Raw genomic sequence first — 16,066 nt, forward strand, 5'->3', positions numbered from 1 at the left:
TCCTTCGTCAGGATGTAGGCTTCGGCCTCGAACTTGGTGTGCGGCTTGACCGAACCCGGCTTGCAGAGCACCTGGCCCCGCTCCACGCCGTCACGGTCGATGCCGCGCAGCAGCGCGCCGATGTTGTCGCCCGCCTCGCCGCGGTCCAGCAGCTTGCGGAACATCTCAACGCCCGTGCAGGTCGTCTTCTTGGTGTCGCGGATGCCCACGATCTCCAGTTCGTCGCCCACATTCACCACGCCGCGCTCGACACGGCCGGTCACCACGGTGCCGCGGCCGGAGATCGAGAACACGTCCTCGATCGGCATCAGGAACGGCTGGTCGACCGGACGGTCGGGCGTCGGGATGAACTCGTCCACCGCCGCGATCAGTTCCTTGATCGAGTTCTCGCCGATCTCGGGGTTGTCGCCGTTCATCGCCGCCAGCGCCGAGCCCTTGACGATCGGAATGTCGTCGCCGGGGAACTCGTAGTCGCTCAGAAGCTCGCGGATCTCCATCTCGACGAGCTCCAGAAGCTCCTCGTCATCCACCTGGTCGACCTTGTTCATGTAGACGACCAGCGCCGGAACGCCGACCTGGCGGGCCAGCAGGATGTGCTCGCGGGTCTGCGGCATCGGGCCGTCGGCGGCCGACACGACAAGGATCGCGCCGTCCATCTGGGCGGCACCGGTGATCATGTTCTTCACGTAGTCGGCGTGGCCGGGGCAGTCGACGTGGGCGTAGTGGCGGGCGTCGCTCTCGTACTCGACGTGCGCCGTCGAGATCGTGATCCCGCGGGCCTTCTCCTCCGGCGCGCCGTCAATCTGGTCGTACGCCTTGAAGTCGCCGAAATACTTCGTGATCGCAGCCGTCAGCGTCGTCTTGCCGTGGTCAACGTGACCGATCGTGCCAACGTTCACGTGCGGCTTGTTACGCTCAAACTTTTCCTTTGCCATGGTGGCCTCCTTGTCTTTTTCGGGTCGGTGGGGACACGCCCCACCCTACGGTGGTGGGTAGGGCGGGGTTCTCCCCGCCGCCCCGTTATGCGTATTTCGCTTGAATTTCGTCCGAGATGTTCTGCGGCACCGGATCGTAGTGGTCGAACTGCATCGTGAACTGCGCGCGGCCCGAAGACATGGAGCGCAGGTTGTTGATGTAGCCGAACATGTTCGCGAGCGGCACGAACGCGTTGATCGCGACGGCGTTGCCGCGCGGTTCCTGGCCGGTCACCTGGCCACGACGCGACGTCAGATCGCCGATGATGCTGCCGGTGTATTCTTCAGGCGTCACGACCTCGACCTTCATGATCGGCTCGAGCAGCTTGGCACCCGCCTTCTTCATGCCTTCGCGCATGCACATGCGGGCAGCGATTTCGAAGGCGAGAACGGAGGAGTCCACATCGTGGAACTTACCGTCGACGAGAGCCACTTTGAAGTCGATCACCGGGAAGCCCGCCAGCGGACCCGAGTCCATGACCGACTTGATGCCCTTCTCGACGCCTGGGACGTATTCCTTCGGCACCGCACCGCCGACGATACGGGACTCGAAGGAGTACCCCTCGCCCGCCTCGGTGGGGGTGATGATCAGCTTCACTTCGGCGAACTGGCCCGAACCACCCGACTGCTTCTTGTGGGTGTAGGTGTGCTCGATCTCCTTGGAGATGGTCTCACGATAAGCCACCTGCGGTGCACCGATGTTCGCCTCGACCTTGAACTCCCGCTTCAGGCGGTCGACCAGGATGTCGAGGTGAAGTTCGCCCATGCCCTTCATGATCGTCTGACCGGATTCCAGATCGGTCTCGACGCGGAAGGACGGGTCCTCCGCCGCCAGACGGGCCAGACCCTGAGACATCTTCTCCTGGTCGTTCTTCGTCTTGGGCTCCACCGCGATCTCGATCACCGGATCGGGGAAGGTCATGGTTTCGAGCACGACCGGATCATTGACCGCGCAGAGCGTGTCGCCGGTCGTCGTCTCCTTCAGACCGGCGAGCGCGATGATGTCGCCGGCGAAGGCTTCCTCGATCTCCTCGCGGTTGTTGGAGTGCATCATCATCATCCGGCCGATGCGCTCTTTCTTGCCCTTCGTGGAGTTCATGATCGAGTCGCCCTTCTTCATCACGCCGGAGTAGATCCGGGTGAAGGTGAGGGAGCCCACGAAGGGGTCGTTCATGATCTTGAACGCCAGACCGGCGAACGGCATGGCATCGTCCGCGCGGCGCGCGACGTTGCGGGTTTCCGTCTCGTCGCCCGGCTTGAAGCCCATGTAGTCGACCACGTCGAGCGGACCCGGCAGGAAGTCGATCACAGCGTTGAGCAGGGGTTGAACACCCTTGTTCTTGAACGCGGAGCCACCGAGAACCGGCACGAAGCTGAGGCTCAGGCAGCCCTTGCGGATCAGGTTCCGCAGGGTTTCGACGTCCGGCTCCTCGCCTTCGAGGTAGGCCTCCATCGCCGTATCGTCCATCTCGACAGCATGCTCGATCATGTGACCGCGCCACTCTTCGGCGGTGTCCTTCAGATCGTCGCGGATCGGCTGGCGCACCCAGGAGGCACCAAGGTCTTCGCCCTGCCAGACCCACTCTTCCATCGTGATCAGGTCGACGATGCCTTCCAGCTTGTCCTCGGACCCGATCGGGAAGTTCACGGGAACGGGGGTCGCGCCGGTGCGGTCCTTGATCATCTTCACGCAGTTGAAGAAGTCGGCACCGATCTTGTCCATCTTGTTGACGAACACGAGGCGCGGAACCTTGTAACGGTCAGCCTGACGCCACACGGTCTCCGTCTGCGGCTCGACACCGGCGTTGCCGTCCAGCAGCGCAACGGCGCCGTCGAGCACGGCGAGAGACCGCTCAACCTCGATGGTGAAGTCGACGTGGCCCGGGGTGTCGATGATGTTGAAGCGATGCTTCGGGGTCTGTGCTTCGGTACCGGTCTCGGTGCGCTCCCAGAAGGTGGTCGTCGCAGCCGAGGTGATGGTGATACCGCGCTCCTGCTCCTGCTCCATCCAGTCCATCGTCGCGGCGCCGTCGTGGACTTCGCCGATCTTGTGGGACTTGCCGGTGTAGTAGAGGATGCGTTCGGTCGTCGTCGTCTTGCCGGCATCAATGTGGGCCATGATGCCGAAGTTGCGGTACCGTTCGAGGGGATAGTCGCGGGCCATAGGAGGGTCCTCAGGCGTAGAGTGGATTTACCATCGGTAGTGGCTGAACGCCTTGTTGGCGTCGGCCATCTTGTGGGTGTCTTCGCGCTTTTTCACGGCGGTACCACGGGAGTTCACGGCATCGACCAGCTCGCCGGCCAGACGCTCTTCCATCGTGTTCTCGTTGCGCTTGCGGCTGGCTTCGATCAGCCAGCGGATCGCCAGCGCCTCGCGGCGCTCCGTGCGCACTTCGACGGGAACCTGGTAGGTCGCACCGCCAACCCGGCGGGAGCGAACCTCGACCGACGGTTTGACGTTATCGAGCGCTTCGGTGAACACTTCGATCGGGGAGCGCTTCAACTTGCTCTCCACCCGGTCGAGGGCGCTGTACACGATCCGCTCGGCGACCGACTTCTTACCGTCGATCATCAGGTTGTTCATGAACTTGGTCAGCACCGTGTCGCCGTATTTGGCGTCGGGCAGAACTTCGCGCTTCTCAGCAGCGTGACGACGGGACATCTCTGTCTCTCCTTACTTGGGACGCTTGGCGCCGTATTTCGAGCGACGCTGCTTCCGGTCCTTGACGCCCTGGGTATCCAGAACACCGCGCAGGATGTGATAGCGCACGCCGGGAAGGTCTTTCACACGACCGCCGCGGATCAGCACAACCGAGTGCTCCTGCAGGTTGTGGCTTTCGCCGGGGATGTAGCTGATGACCTCGTAGCCGTTGGTAAGACGAACCTTCGCCACCTTCCGCATGGCCGAGTTCGGTTTCTTCGGCGTCGTCGTGTAAACGCGGGTACAAACCCCACGCTTCTGCGGGCAGCCCTCGAGGTGCTGCGACTTGGATCGTTTCACTTTGGGCTGCCGCGGTTTGCGGATCAGCTGTTGGATCGTCGGCATTCCGGTTCCCCAGTCTAGCTTTCTTCTTCGTCTCGCGCGATCCGCGAGGGGTTATTCGTCGTAGGCACTTCACGCGTCCGCAAAGCGCGAAAAACCGCAGGCGTTTCCTCGATCGCGGAAACGACGCGGGTGGGATTACAGAGGATCGAGGCCATAGGCCTGGATCTTGACCACTTCAGTCCTGTAGGGCCGGTCAAACGGATTCCCCGCGACCGAGTGGGCGTGCTCTAGAGAGAATCGCCGGGGTTGTCAACAGAGGCGGGCGCAGAAGGCGGACCCGCATGGGGGACCACGACCTGAACGCGTGCAAGTTTTCGCTCCCGGTGAAACGTGAAGATGCCGGTGGCCACGACGATGGCCGCGCCGGCGAGCGTAAGCGGGTCCGGCCAGTCGCCGAACACTACCAGCCCGAGCAGCAGCGCCCACAGCAGAGATGTATAGCGGAATGGCGCAATAAAGGCGATGTCGCCCACCCGCATCGTGAGGATCGAGAACAGGTAGCCCCCCACGATGAAGGTCGAGGCGGCCAGCAGGGCGGCCCAGCCGGCGGTTGACACGGGCTGCCAGGTCTCCCCCAGGCATCCCAGTCCTGCGAACACGAGAACGCCCACGGAGGCCGCGATTGCCACCGTCATCGATGGCGTCTCCGCACTCACCATACGCGAACTCAGGTCGCGCACCGTGACGCTGAGCACCGCCGCCAGCGCATATACCGAATAGATGGAGAACCCTTCCGCGCCGGGCCGCACGATCAGCATTACGCCAACGAAGCCTACGAGAATAGCCGACAGGCGCCGCCACCCCACGGGCTCCCGAAGGAACACCGCACCCGCCAGCGTCACGGCGAGCGGCAGGGCTTGCATGATCGCGTTGGCGTTTGCCAGAGGCATGTGGAAGAGGGCCGTGATGAAGAAGTAGGCTGCCCCGATCTCGGCCACCGTGCGCACCGCCACCATCACCCGGTCACGGGGCGACAGCCGCAACCGCAATAGCCCCATCGCGGCAGCCAGCGCGATCAGCAGCACCGTGCTGCCAATGCCGCGCAGGAACACCGCCTGAAACATGGACATCTCGTCGGAAAGCGTTTTCAGCATGGCGTCGTTCAGCGTGAAGGACGCCATCGACGCCGACATGAACAACGCCCCGCGGGCGTTCGGAGACACAGAACCGGACCTTTCTCGTGGGCAACCGGCACGGGATGCGCCAGCAGGCCTGCCGGTGTCAACGGGGAGGTTTCCAAGTTGACCCTGCGGCACGTCCGCAAGGCCTTGATTCCGGTCATGGACCGTAGGGCGGACTGCGGTATCCTTTAGTTCGGGCACGGCATTCGCCGCGCGGCGGGCAGTGCCACGGGGTAGGATGAGCGCCGACCGTCTCGGCTGGCGCGGAAATGGAGGTCGCGGTGAGTCTCAAGATCCTTCTGGCCGTCCTGGGTGTCGCCCTGATGGGAACCGGCTGTACGAACACACACCATTATCCGCTTTCAGGTGAGGATTGCGGACCGGCGGACCCGGTTCGAGACCTGTCGGTGCAGCAATGCGCCCCGACGGCCTGACGCGCTGACGACGTGCGTGTCGCAACCTTCAACGTTCAGAACCTGCGACTCCGCACGTCGGACGACGGCCACATGCGGCTCGACGGTGCGCGCGACGGCGATGTGCCTGGGGACAACGACGCGGTCGCGCCGTCCTTTGACCTGGCCGACCGGCGGCTGACCGCTGCCGTGCTCCATGACATGAACGCCGACGTCGTGGCTTTGCAGGAGGTCCACGATCAGGCCACGCTGGACTACTTCCACGACCGCCTTCTGATGCGGACGGGGCTTGCGCCCTATCCGCACCGGTCCTGCCTGCCAGGCAACGATGGCAAGGGACGCAACCTGGCCCTGCTGAGCCGCATCGCGCCGGTGTCGATCCGAAGCCACGCGGCGCTCCGTCCGGCCGACCTCGGCCTCCCCCCGGCTGCGGACCAGCCCGCCGAGCGGCCGGTGTTCTGCCGCGATTGCCTTGAGGTCGATCTGCCCGGCCTGACCCTCTACATCTGCCACTTCAAGGCGCCCTACCCGGACGCCGCGGCCGCCTTCCCCACCCGGCGCACGGAGGCGCTCGGCCTGCGCGCCCTGATCGAGCGGCGCTTCGCGTCTCCGCTGGAGGCAATGTGGCTGATCCTGGGGGACCTGAACGAGCCCGATGCACGGGCCCCGCTCTCGGACAAGGCCATCGCGCCCCTGCTCAACGGCTTCGCGGTCGACCTGCTGGAACGCCGGCCGCAGGGGCAGCGGTGGTCCTATTACGAGACGCAGCACGACACCTATTCCCGCCCGGATGCGCTTCTGGCCTCCCCGGCGCTGGCCGCCGCCTTTCCACATGCGATGCCGCGTCTGGTGCGCGAGGGCATGGGGCGGGAGGCGGCGGCCTATCCCGGGCCGCGCCTGCACGGCGTTGGCGCGCACCGCCCCCATGCGAGCGACCATGCCGCGATCGTGGTGGATCTCGATCCGAACGACCCCGGCGCCGCCTGAGACCGCGTGCCGTGCGCCAACGGTCGCCCGTTGCGTTGGCGGCAAGGTTGGCGGAAGGTGAAACGAAATATCCGCCCGTCTTCGGGGCTTGGCAGGAGGACGCCGGCCCCTTCCGGGCCATGGCTGAAACGGAGGATCTGCAATGCTCATCGGCCTCAATCCCATCCTGTCGCCCGACCTGCTGTTCACGCTCGCGACCATGGGACACGGCGACGAGATCGCCGTGGTGGACGCCAACTTTCCCGGCGACAGCTGCGGACAACGGATGATCCGGCTCGACGGCCTGAGTGCCACCGCCGTTGTCGAGGCTATCCTGACGGTGATGCCGCTGGACGACTTTGTGGCTGAGCCGGCACATGCGATGGAGGTCGTCGGGAACCCCGACACCGTTCCCGAAGCCGTGGCGGAATTCCAGGCAATCATCGACAGGACCGCCGACCATCCGGTGGCCATCGCCTCGCTCGAGCGGTTCGACTTCTACGCGCGCGCCCGCGAGGCATATGCGATCGTTCAAACCGGCGAGCGGCGGCTCTACGGCAACCTGATCCTGACCAAGGGCGTGGTCCGTCCTTCGGACGGCTAGATACCTCGGCGAGAAACGGCCGCGCGCCGTGCAAGATCTTCTGGGAACGTTCGGGATGGAGTAACCTGAGACCGGGGCGGACAGGGAGAGCGGCACGGTGAGCGGAGAGATTTTCATCGAAACCAGCGATGTGGGCGCGCTTGGCGTTACGGTTGGCGAGCACCTCTATCTGGTTTTCAGGGATACCAACGGCGACGAATACGTCCTGCGCTCCGGCCCTGAGCAGAGCTTCTGGCCGTTCGGGGAGATGGAGATCGAGGTGAACGTGCCCATCGCGGACTCCGCCGACGTCCGCGACGGCGACACACCCGCCGACAGGTCCAGCACCCCCCTCGATTTTCCCGGCCTGACCGATGACGCGGCCTGGGCCATCATGGTCAAATACGCCCGGATGATCGAAGGCGCCAATTACGACTACGATCTGCTCAACGAAAACTCCAACGCCTTTATCGGGGCCTTGCTGCACGCGGCTGGCGGCACGCCGACGGACTTGCTCCCATCCGGCACGGACAGCGACGACTTCCTCGGCTTCTCCAGTTGGGAAACCATCGTGGGCGACGTCAAGCCGCCGAAGGACGGCATTTTCTACGGAACCGGCGGCGACGACCGGATCGCTGGCCTGCAGATCGACGAGGTCATCCGGGCGCGCGGTGGTGACGATGTCGTGACAGGTGGGCGCGGCGATGATTACGTTTGGGCTGGTCGCGGAAAAGACACCGTTGCGGGCAATGCCGGCGACGACAGGCTTGTCGGCGGTGGCGGCGGCGATGTCCTTCGCGGCGGGGTGGGGTCGGATTCCTTGGAAGGCGGGCATTCACGCGACCGGCTGAATGGCGGCCTCGGCCGGGATACGCTCGACGGCGGCGCTGGCAGCGACGTGCTGCGGGGCGGCAAGGGCGCCGACCTGTTCGTCTTTGCCAAAGTCGCCGAGGGAGAAACTGACCGGGTAAGGGATTTCGAGACCGAACGGGACGTGCTGCAGATTTCGGGCGCGTCCGCTGTGGAAGATCTGACGATTGCGGACGGGACCGAGGACGGCGCGATCTATGCCGACGTCAGCTGGCAAGGGTTCCATATCCGCCTCGACGGAGTGACGGCCGTGGACCTGACAGCAGCAAATTTCGATTTCGTCTGATCCCCTGGCAACATCCGGTCGGCCGCGTGCTATTTGGCGTCGCTCTACCGAACTTGCGCGGTCATGTCGGGCGCCGCCATGGTCACATCCACAACCCACAGAGCCGAAGCGCTCCTAAACGCGGCGTTACCGAGAAACCGGACGGGTAATCCGGCGCGCCGGAATAACGCGACGGCAACCCTGTCGCCGGGTAGCGGAGCGTTGCCCCGATCAGGAACACCCGGAAAACCGCGCGCACCGGCTCCTTTCTGTTTCGCTCCGTCTCGGCTTCAGGCTTCCACCACGCGGCGAGGCGGTCTTTCCTTGACGCGGACGGTCCCAGTCCGGCTTTCTGCAAGGGAAAAGATCGGAGCGGCGCCCAGTCCGGGCGCCCGAAGACAGGAGTGAGCCATGAGATTTCTCCGCGCCCTTGGGTCCGCCTTTTCCGTCCCCAGTCTGCTTCTGGCCCTGCTGTTTCTCGCCGTCTCCCTGACACCGTCTCTCGTGCCACGCGGACCCATCGTTCAGGGTGTGCTCGGTGGGGTCATGATGGCGCTCGGTTACCTCACGGGGCGCATTTTGGAACTGATTTGGCAGGCGGCGGACCTTCCGCACCTCACTGGCCGTGCGGCCGCCATAGGAACCGCTTTTAGCACCGCCGTCGTGCTCGCCGTGCTCGGCTGGTCGTTTTTCGCGAGCTTCCAATGGCAGAACGACCTTAGGATGCGGATGGGCATGGAGCTTGCCGAACAGAGCCACTGGCTGCGGGTGATCCTGCTCGTCATTGTCCTCTTCGCGGTTCTCTACATCCTCGGCACGGCTGTCGGGCTGCTTTTCAAGCTGGTCAGGGCCGGCCTTTACCGCGTCATGCCGCCGCGACGTGCCAATGTGCTGGGCGTGCTGATCGTTGCGCTTGCCTTCTTCATTCTCACGCGTGACAGCCTCGTTCCCTCGGTGTGGGCCTTTCTCGACGAGTCATACGAGACCGCGCAGGACCTGTTCGGCGACGCGCCCCCGGCTCCAACGGAGCCGCGCCTTGCCGGAAGCCCGGCGTCCGTGATCCGGTGGGACGAGATGGGGCAGCCCGGTCGCGATTTCGTCCTGAAGGGGCCGGACGCCGCCGCCATCACAGCCTTCACCGGGGAGGACGCACTCGACCCGATCCGCGTCTACGTGGGACGCGCCAACGGGGAGACCGCCAGGGCCCGCGCTCAACTCGCCCTGGAGGAGCTCTTGCGCCTCGACGCCTTCGATCGCGAAATCCTGATCGTGGCCAGCCCCACGGGCACCGGTTGGCTCGATCCGGGCTCGCACGACCCGCTGGAATACATGCACGGCGGCGACATCGCGACCGTCGCGGTGCAGTATTCCTATCTCCAGTCGCCGCTGGCCCTGATCTTCGAGACCCAGACCGGCCTCGATCAGGCATCTGAGACGGTGAAGACGATCCACGACTACTGGAAGACGCTTCCCCCGGATGACCGCCCGCGCCTCTACATTCACGGGCTGAGCCTTGGCGCGTGGTCGTCCATGTACGCCACCAACCTGTTCCGGCTGGTGAACGACGGGATTGACGGCGCGCTCTGGGCAGGGCCGCCATTCCCGTCGGCCTTCTGGAACTACGTCCAGAACAACCGGAACGAGGGATCGCCCTGGGTTCTGCCGGAGGTCGAGGACGGGTCGCTTGTGCGCTACGCCAGTCACGTCACGGACGGGTCGGAGGGGGCTCCGTGGGGCTCCATGCGGCTGATGTTCTTGCAATATCCGAGCGACGCCATCGTCTTTTACGATCCGTTCTCGCTCTGGCGCCGGCCGGTCTGGATGCGGGAACCGCCGGGGGATGGCGTCTCGCCCAATATGCGTTTCGTTCCGATCGTGACGCAGTTCCAGCTTGCGCTCGACATGGCGTTGGCCACCACGGCGCCGGCGGGGTACGGGCACGCCTATTACTCGCAAGACTACATCGAACCATGGGTCCAGGTGACTGCCCCCGAGGGCTGGACGCAGGACGACACGGAGCGCCTGAAAGCCCATTGCGACACCGGGTTCCAGAACGGCTGCAACAACGGATGATCGCCCACTTGAGAACCGAGCGTGCCCGTTTGAGCGACCTCGGCAGGGATGCAAGGCTACGGCACCCTCGGCGATTCGACCGTTCCGACCGGGCAACGTGCGAACGATGACCGGCACGGGATCGGTGCGGCGGGGGATCGCGGCCGGTCTCGCGTTCCTTCTGGGCGCCGCCGCCTGCAGCACGGTGCTGTACAACGCTGGCCTTGGCGCCGATCCGGTGACGCCGACCGCACTGTCTGCGCAACTGGCGCCGACCTACCGGCTGACGACACCACGGGGCGAGGGGCCATTCCCGACCGCGCTCCTCTTCTCCGGCTGCGACGGGCCGCGCGACAACCTTGAAACCTGGGCGCAGGCGCTCGCCGAGGCAGAGTGGGCGTCCTTGATCGTGGACAGCCACTCGCCGCGCGGTCTGACTGAGTTCGAACGCTGGCGGCTGGTCTGCATGGGGCAGATCCTGACCGGGGAAGAGCGGGCGGGAGATGTTGCCGTGGCCCTCGCCGACGCCCGCAGGATGCCGAAGGTGGACCCGTCGCGTCTCGCCCTCATCGGGGCCTCGCATGGGGGATGGGCAGTGCTCGAATATTTGTCGTCCGCCGATCACCACGACGTGCCGCCGACGTTGACGGCATGGCCGCTCGGCGCCAAGCCCCTCGACGGTGTGGCGGCTGTGCTGGCTCTCTACCCGTACTGCGGCGAGCTTGCGCAGGCCCCGCGGCGCGGGTGGAGCAGCGACATCCCCGTGATGCTGCTGCTGGCGCAAGGCGATACCATCACGAATGAGCAGCCCTGCCTGCGGATGGTCCGGCAAGCAGCGCGAAATGGCCTCCCGGTGGAGACCCATGTCTATTCCGGCGTCACCCACGGATTCGACCAGCGGGACAAGGCGCCGCTTTCGACATTGGACTATTTTCCAGCCGCCGCAGCCGACGCGATCTCGCGCGGAACGGATTTCTTGAATAAGGCGATTGGGAGTTGACGGGGTGGATGCGACGTCTTGCCTCCGCCAAGCCTACCTCAATGCATGGTTCGAAAATCTTGATGCACGCAGGCGCGCCGATAGGATGAGTTTGGGATGCCAAAGGTCCCCACGCGTTTGCGAACAGCCTCGCCGAGGGACCTGAACCGGAAGAGGAGGGCGGTGATGGGCACTACCAGAGGTCTTCCGGCCGTTCTTGCAGCTGTGGTTGCACTTGCCCTCTCTGGGTGCGGCGACGACGACGCATCCGGCGACGCCCCTACCACCATTGACCCCGACGCCGTTCGCGCGGCCGTCACGCGGTCGGCGGGGATCGATCCGTCCTCTTATGCCGGAGAGGTCGCCTTCAAGTTCACCGAGGATCTGCCATCAAAGACCGGCCCCATCCCCATCGTTCTCTATGCCGGACTGAGCCCCGAGACGGACACCCGCCTCGCCGCGAATGCGTTCGTCGATCTGCGCCTCCTGCAGCTCCGCCTGCCCGAGATCCTGTCGCGCGCAATTGTGGACGAGTGTGGGCAGGAGATCCTGTTGGACTTTGCGGGCGTCGAAGCGGACGGCGGCAACCTGCGAGCCGGGGGTATCGTGGAGGCCCGGTTCTATCGGTGCCGGAACAAGGGCACGCCGGAGGAGCAACGGGGCCATCGCATCTTCACGCAGAGGCTGGAGGCGATCGCGGTGGCGACGGCTGGCATCCAGAACGATTGCATCGCGTTTGACCTGAAGGACATCTACCTTGATCCGTACGGGTTGATTGGGGGCCTTGCGACCTTCTTCGGGTTCACCGAAAGCGCCCGCAACGCAATCCTGACACGAGGCGGAGCGTTCCTCGCAGAGAACCCGGTTTGCCCGACGCTGCCGCCCGATCTGGCATCGCTCGACCCCAGCTTTTCGCAAGGCGGCCCGCGGGACCTCGGCGACGGCGGGATCGGAGTGGCCCTCAGTGGGTCCGTGGACACCAGCGCGGCAACGCTCGTGGGGCTGGTCGGCGTCCTCAAGGACCGCGGTCTGGTGGAGGGTCAGAGATGACGACGCACCGCACACGCCTGCTGGCCCTTCCCCTGCTCGCGCTGGCATCGGCTGCCGGCGCGCAACAGGTCGATCTCAGCCTCGACGACACGCTGACACTCGGTGAAACGGAGGTCGCCTACCGGCTCGATCTTGGCCTGAGCGCCGTTGCCCCCACCCGCGTCCGCGTCGATGCCCTGTTGGATCTAAGGGATTTCCAGGAGCGTCTGCCGGAGTTGCTGGCTGGCGAGCCGGTCAGCGATGGATGCGGCAACACGACGGTGCTCGAGGAAATCACGGTCACGGCGCGCGACTCCGTCGTCGGCGTGTCCGGAACGCTGAACACGCGCTTCTTTCACTGCGGCAGAACAAGCGATACCGGCTTCGAGCGGGGCGAATTAAAGTCGGAACTCGATCTCGGCTTCACCGGGGAGGTCACGACACGGATCGCGGACGATTGCATCGTTTTCAATATCGTCGAAATGGACCTCCGTCCGCTGAAGCACATTACAGAAGGCACGGAAGATAGCGAGAACCTCGCAGCGGCGCGGACATTGCTGCGAGAAGCGGTCAATCTCGTGCTTGCCGACAGGCCGCTCTGTTTCGACTTGCCGCCCGAACTGGCGCCGCTCGCGCCGAGTTACGACACCGTCGGCCCACGCGAAATCGGCGACGGTGGCCTCGGCATTTCCGTGAGCGGATCGGTCGACGTCAGCACCCGTACCATCCTCTCAATCCTCAGCGTTCTCCAGCGCGAAGGAGCAATCCCCGGTCCGCCATGATGCCGGTCGGCTCGGAGCCGGGCGGGCGTCAGCAAAATGTCCGCAGGCTCCGGGACGCCTGTGCGACCCTCTCCTTCAGGTTTGCCGACAGATCGGGGGGGACGGCCACGGCGGGATCCTTTGCGCAGGTTTCGATCCTTCGGGCGAGGCTTTCCACGGAGGCCAAGCCCAGCAGGCTGGAGGCCCCGGCGAGGCTGTGGGCCGCGGCGGCGACGGCTTCGCGATCATTGCCGGCGAGCCCTGTTTCTATCGACCGTACGAGGCGCGGCGCGCTTTCGAGGAAGGCTTGAATGACGCGGCCAGCCCTGTCCCGACCGACACTGTCGATATGCCGGGAGACGACAGTGAGATCATCCACCGGCATATCCGTGGAATGCTCTTGCGGACTGTTTTGCTCAGGCCCGTCGCCGATCTGAAGGAACAGCCGCGCGATTTCCGCGGACAAGGCCTCGGCGTCATAGGGCTTGGTCAGGAACGCGCCGGGGCGGCCTCCCTGACCATGATCCGTCGCGAAATCGTCGGCGGATGCCGTCACCACGATGGCCGGTATGCCAACGTTCGGCCCATCCGCCAGCGCCCGCAGTCGGTCGACCAGATCGAGCCCCGACATGTCCGGCATTCGGTTATCTGTAAGGACAAGGTCGAAGCGCTTCTCTTCCAGGATCCGGAGAGCTTCCGCGGCCGATGAGACCGCCAGGGACGTATGGCCAAGCCGGGCCAGAAAGCCCTCTGCCACCATGCGGCTTACGTCGTCGTCATCCACCACCAGCACCCGCAGCGATCTGGTCGTTCGAGGCAACACAGGAACGACCTCTTCGTCGCGCGCCTGAACGAGCGGAATTTCGAAACGGAATATGCTGCCGCCGGCGGGATTGGCCCGGCAATCGATGGTGCCGCCCATTCGGACGACGATCTTGCGGCAGATCGCAAGCCCGAGTCCGAGCCCCGCACTTGCTCTGTCGCCATGGCTATCCCCCTGCCAGAAGGGGTCGAACAGCCGCTCCTTGGATCCGGGGGGCAGCCCGAGACCAGTGTCTTGCACTTCAAACCGAAGACGCTGCTCATGGGCACTTACTGCGATCCGAATGGAGCCGACGTCGGTGAACTTGACCGCGTTGTGGGTCAGGTTAAGCAGTACCTGCCGGATCATGGAGGCATCGCCATGCAGGCGGGATGGCAGCTCCGGAGCGATGTCGGCGGAGAGGGAAATGCTCTTCTCCCTCGCCAAAGCCTCAACCACCATCATCACCTGGCGGACGAGTTGCGACAGATCGAAATCCTGCGGCGCCGGCGGGTGCGATCCGAGATCAGCGTGCGAGAAATCGAGAATGTCGCCGACAACCCCCTCCAGCAATTCCGCCGAGGAGATGATGCCGTCGAGAAAATGCACCTGTTCCTGCGTCAGCGGCGTGTCGCGCAGGAGCTTGGACAGCCCGAGCGCGCCGGCGATCGGCGTGCGGATCTCGTGGCTCACCGCCGCGAGGAAGGTCGATTTGGCATGGTCGGCCGCCCGCGCCTGCCGCAACGCCCGCTTGTACTCGGACACGTCGTTCAGGATGATCACGGTGCCATCGAACTTCCGGCTCACATCGAGCATCCGCTGGACCTTGACCTTGAAATCCCGCTCTCCGGCGAGTGTCTCGACCACCATGTCCGCCCGGCCGTTGCTGCTGCCTTTCAGGATCTCCGTGATCTGCGCATTCAGCAACGGGCTACGCAGGGCGCCGTAATAAGAGGCACCCGGTGCCACGTCGCCGCAGAAGAGACTGTGCGCGGCATCGTTGAGATGTACGGGCGTTCCGCCGACGTCCAGCAGGATCACAGGCTCGTCGATACTCTCGAAAATGGTGAGGTACTTGTTCTTCTCGTTCGTCAGGCGCTGGTTCTGGTATTGAAGGTCGCGTAGTCGGTCCTCGTTCGGGATGGCGTTCCATTCCGTACACATCCCGATTTCGATCTGGTCGAAGAATTCCAGGATACATCCGCGATAGCGCCGCGCATCTTCCGCCTTCACGAAATTCTCGTCGATCAGGTCGAGATAGGCCCGTCGGTAGTATTTCAGCAGTCCCAGGAACTCCGCCAATCGCACGCCGCGCGCGCGGTGCCGCGCCGCCTGTTCGACACCGAAGGCGACGATGGATTTCCGCGCCTCGCCGAAGCCGTCGTTCGGTCGGGGGCCTGCATCGGTGTCGATGGCTGCGAGGGCCTGAAGGATCGGCCCCGACAGCCCGCAAATGGACGCGCGCCAGGCTTCGCGAAGTGTGGAGGTGTATGCTGAGAAGCCTTCCACCAGTGCGTAATGGACCACGCGGTCGACCAGCCAGTTTTCGTTCTCTTCGATGAGGGCTTCCAGTGCCTTCATGGCTCACTCCCCGACGGGTTGAGCGATCGTATCGCTTGCGTGGTGTTGCAGGAAGGTCAGAATAAGGGTTTGGTCCGCTTTCGGCAGTCCGGTGCGGGGGCCCATCACCTTCAGTTAGCTCCGCCACTGGTTCGCCGTGTAGTTGGAGGGCACGCGACGCTCATGGCAGGCCGTGCAACGGTCTGCGAAAAGCTCCCACGCCGCGTCCCAGATCGGGTCGAGGCTCGGCACGAGACTATCGGCCGCGATCCAGCCGTCGATCTGCATGAGGTTCCACGCGATGCCCGTCTCCGGGTCGGTCATGCTTTCCTGGAGGCGGAGGCGTTCGGCAGCTTCAGGCGACAAACGTGCGACAAGGATCTGCTTTCCGGGATAGGCAAAAAGCACGCGCTCGGCTCCGGGACGCGTCCATCCGCTGAGAACGACCTTGTCGGACTGCGCGCCGTGTTCCTGCACGTTGAGCTTTGCCGCAACGGAGACTTGCGCAATCGCGGGAGGGAGCGCCGATGCCGCCTCGAATAGCTCCGCCGGCTCGGCCACGAAGGCGGTCTCGGCGGCCGCAGGCGCTGCCGACAAGAGAACGCATAGCAAAACGCGCCGACAGCGCCGCCGGACCTTCGTGAG

General features: G+C 64.7%; 15 protein-coding genes. 8 read left to right on the forward strand and 7 right to left on the reverse strand.

Annotated elements, in window-relative coordinates; genetic code table 11:
* The 5 genes from tuf to BM075_RS12425 form a co-directional block, all read right to left on the reverse strand.
* The coding region (tuf, locus tag BM075_RS12405) for an elongation factor Tu (RefSeq protein WP_093361015.1) at window positions 1-935 on the reverse strand (935 nt) is incomplete at its 3' end.
* An 85-nt stretch (window positions 936-1,020) separates the two neighbouring features.
* A complete protein-coding gene (gene fusA / locus BM075_RS12410) occupies window positions 1,021-3,138 on the reverse strand; it encodes an elongation factor G (RefSeq protein ID WP_093361016.1) in 2,118 nt (705 codons plus the stop codon).
* Between the two features lie 27 nt (window positions 3,139-3,165).
* Complete coding sequence (rpsG, locus tag BM075_RS12415; protein WP_093361017.1) at window positions 3,166-3,636, reverse strand: 30S ribosomal protein S7; 471 nt, start codon at window positions 3,634-3,636, stop codon at window positions 3,166-3,168.
* 12 nt (window positions 3,637-3,648) lie between these two features.
* Window positions 3,649-4,020 carry a 30S ribosomal protein S12 gene (rpsL, locus tag BM075_RS12420; protein ID WP_074257494.1) on the reverse strand — a complete coding sequence of 124 codons (372 nt, stop codon included), beginning with the start codon at window positions 4,018-4,020 and terminating at the stop codon, window positions 3,649-3,651.
* A gap of 227 nt (window positions 4,021-4,247) precedes the next feature.
* On the reverse strand, window positions 4,248-5,183 hold the full coding sequence (locus tag BM075_RS12425; protein WP_281244945.1) for a DMT family transporter: 936 nt from the start codon (window positions 5,181-5,183) through the stop codon (window positions 4,248-4,250).
* Between the two features lie 239 nt (window positions 5,184-5,422).
* Between BM075_RS12425 and BM075_RS24435 the strand changes: the two genes are divergently transcribed.
* The 8 genes from BM075_RS24435 (at window position 5,423) to BM075_RS12460 (ending at window position 13,080) form a co-directional block, all read left to right on the forward strand.
* Window positions 5,423-5,575 (forward strand): hypothetical protein, encoded by a 153-nt coding sequence (locus tag BM075_RS24435; protein WP_177208334.1) that lies wholly within the window; start codon window positions 5,423-5,425, stop codon window positions 5,573-5,575.
* 12 nt (window positions 5,576-5,587) lie between these two features.
* Window positions 5,588-6,541: an endonuclease/exonuclease/phosphatase family protein gene (locus tag BM075_RS12430; protein ID WP_093361018.1), complete on the forward strand. Its 954-nt coding sequence runs from the start codon at window positions 5,588-5,590 to the stop codon at window positions 6,539-6,541.
* A 142-nt stretch (window positions 6,542-6,683) separates the two neighbouring features.
* Window positions 6,684-7,124: an RbsD/FucU family protein gene (locus tag BM075_RS12435; protein WP_093361019.1), complete on the forward strand. Its 441-nt coding sequence runs from the start codon at window positions 6,684-6,686 to the stop codon at window positions 7,122-7,124.
* 97 nt (window positions 7,125-7,221) lie between these two features.
* A complete protein-coding gene (locus BM075_RS12440) occupies window positions 7,222-8,259 on the forward strand; it encodes a calcium-binding protein (RefSeq protein ID WP_093361020.1) in 1,038 nt (345 codons plus the stop codon).
* A gap of 390 nt (window positions 8,260-8,649) precedes the next feature.
* Window positions 8,650-10,311: an alpha/beta hydrolase gene (locus tag BM075_RS12445; RefSeq protein ID WP_093361021.1), complete on the forward strand. Its 1,662-nt coding sequence runs from the start codon at window positions 8,650-8,652 to the stop codon at window positions 10,309-10,311.
* 106 nt (window positions 10,312-10,417) lie between these two features.
* Window positions 10,418-11,290, forward strand: coding sequence for a dienelactone hydrolase family protein (locus BM075_RS12450; protein WP_093361022.1), 873 nt, complete (start codon window positions 10,418-10,420; stop codon window positions 11,288-11,290).
* Window positions 11,291-11,455: 165 nt separating this feature from the next.
* Window positions 11,456-12,319, forward strand: coding sequence for a hypothetical protein (locus BM075_RS12455; protein ID WP_093361023.1), 864 nt, complete (start codon window positions 11,456-11,458; stop codon window positions 12,317-12,319).
* Window positions 12,316-13,080: a hypothetical protein gene (locus BM075_RS12460; protein WP_093361024.1), complete on the forward strand. Its 765-nt coding sequence runs from the start codon at window positions 12,316-12,318 to the stop codon at window positions 13,078-13,080. Before BM075_RS12455 ends, BM075_RS12460 begins: the two co-directional genes overlap by 4 nt.
* Window positions 13,081-13,108: 28 nt before the next feature.
* Here BM075_RS12460 and BM075_RS12465 read toward each other — a convergent pair whose 3' ends face one another.
* Together BM075_RS12465 and BM075_RS12470 are read right to left on the reverse strand one after the other, a co-directional pair.
* Entirely contained in the window at window positions 13,109-15,442 is a 2,334-nt protein-coding gene (locus BM075_RS12465; RefSeq protein WP_093361025.1) for a hybrid sensor histidine kinase/response regulator, read from the reverse strand.
* 114 nt (window positions 15,443-15,556) lie between these two features.
* Window positions 15,557-16,018, reverse strand: a complete 462-nt coding sequence (locus BM075_RS12470) for a hypothetical protein (protein ID WP_177208335.1) — start codon at window positions 16,016-16,018, stop codon at window positions 15,557-15,559.
* Between the last annotated feature and the right edge of the window lie 48 nt (window positions 16,019-16,066).

Origin of the sequence: Tropicimonas isoalkanivorans (assembly GCF_900112335.1) — a bacterium.
Classification (GTDB): domain Bacteria; phylum Pseudomonadota; class Alphaproteobacteria; order Rhodobacterales; family Rhodobacteraceae; genus Tropicimonas; species Tropicimonas isoalkanivorans.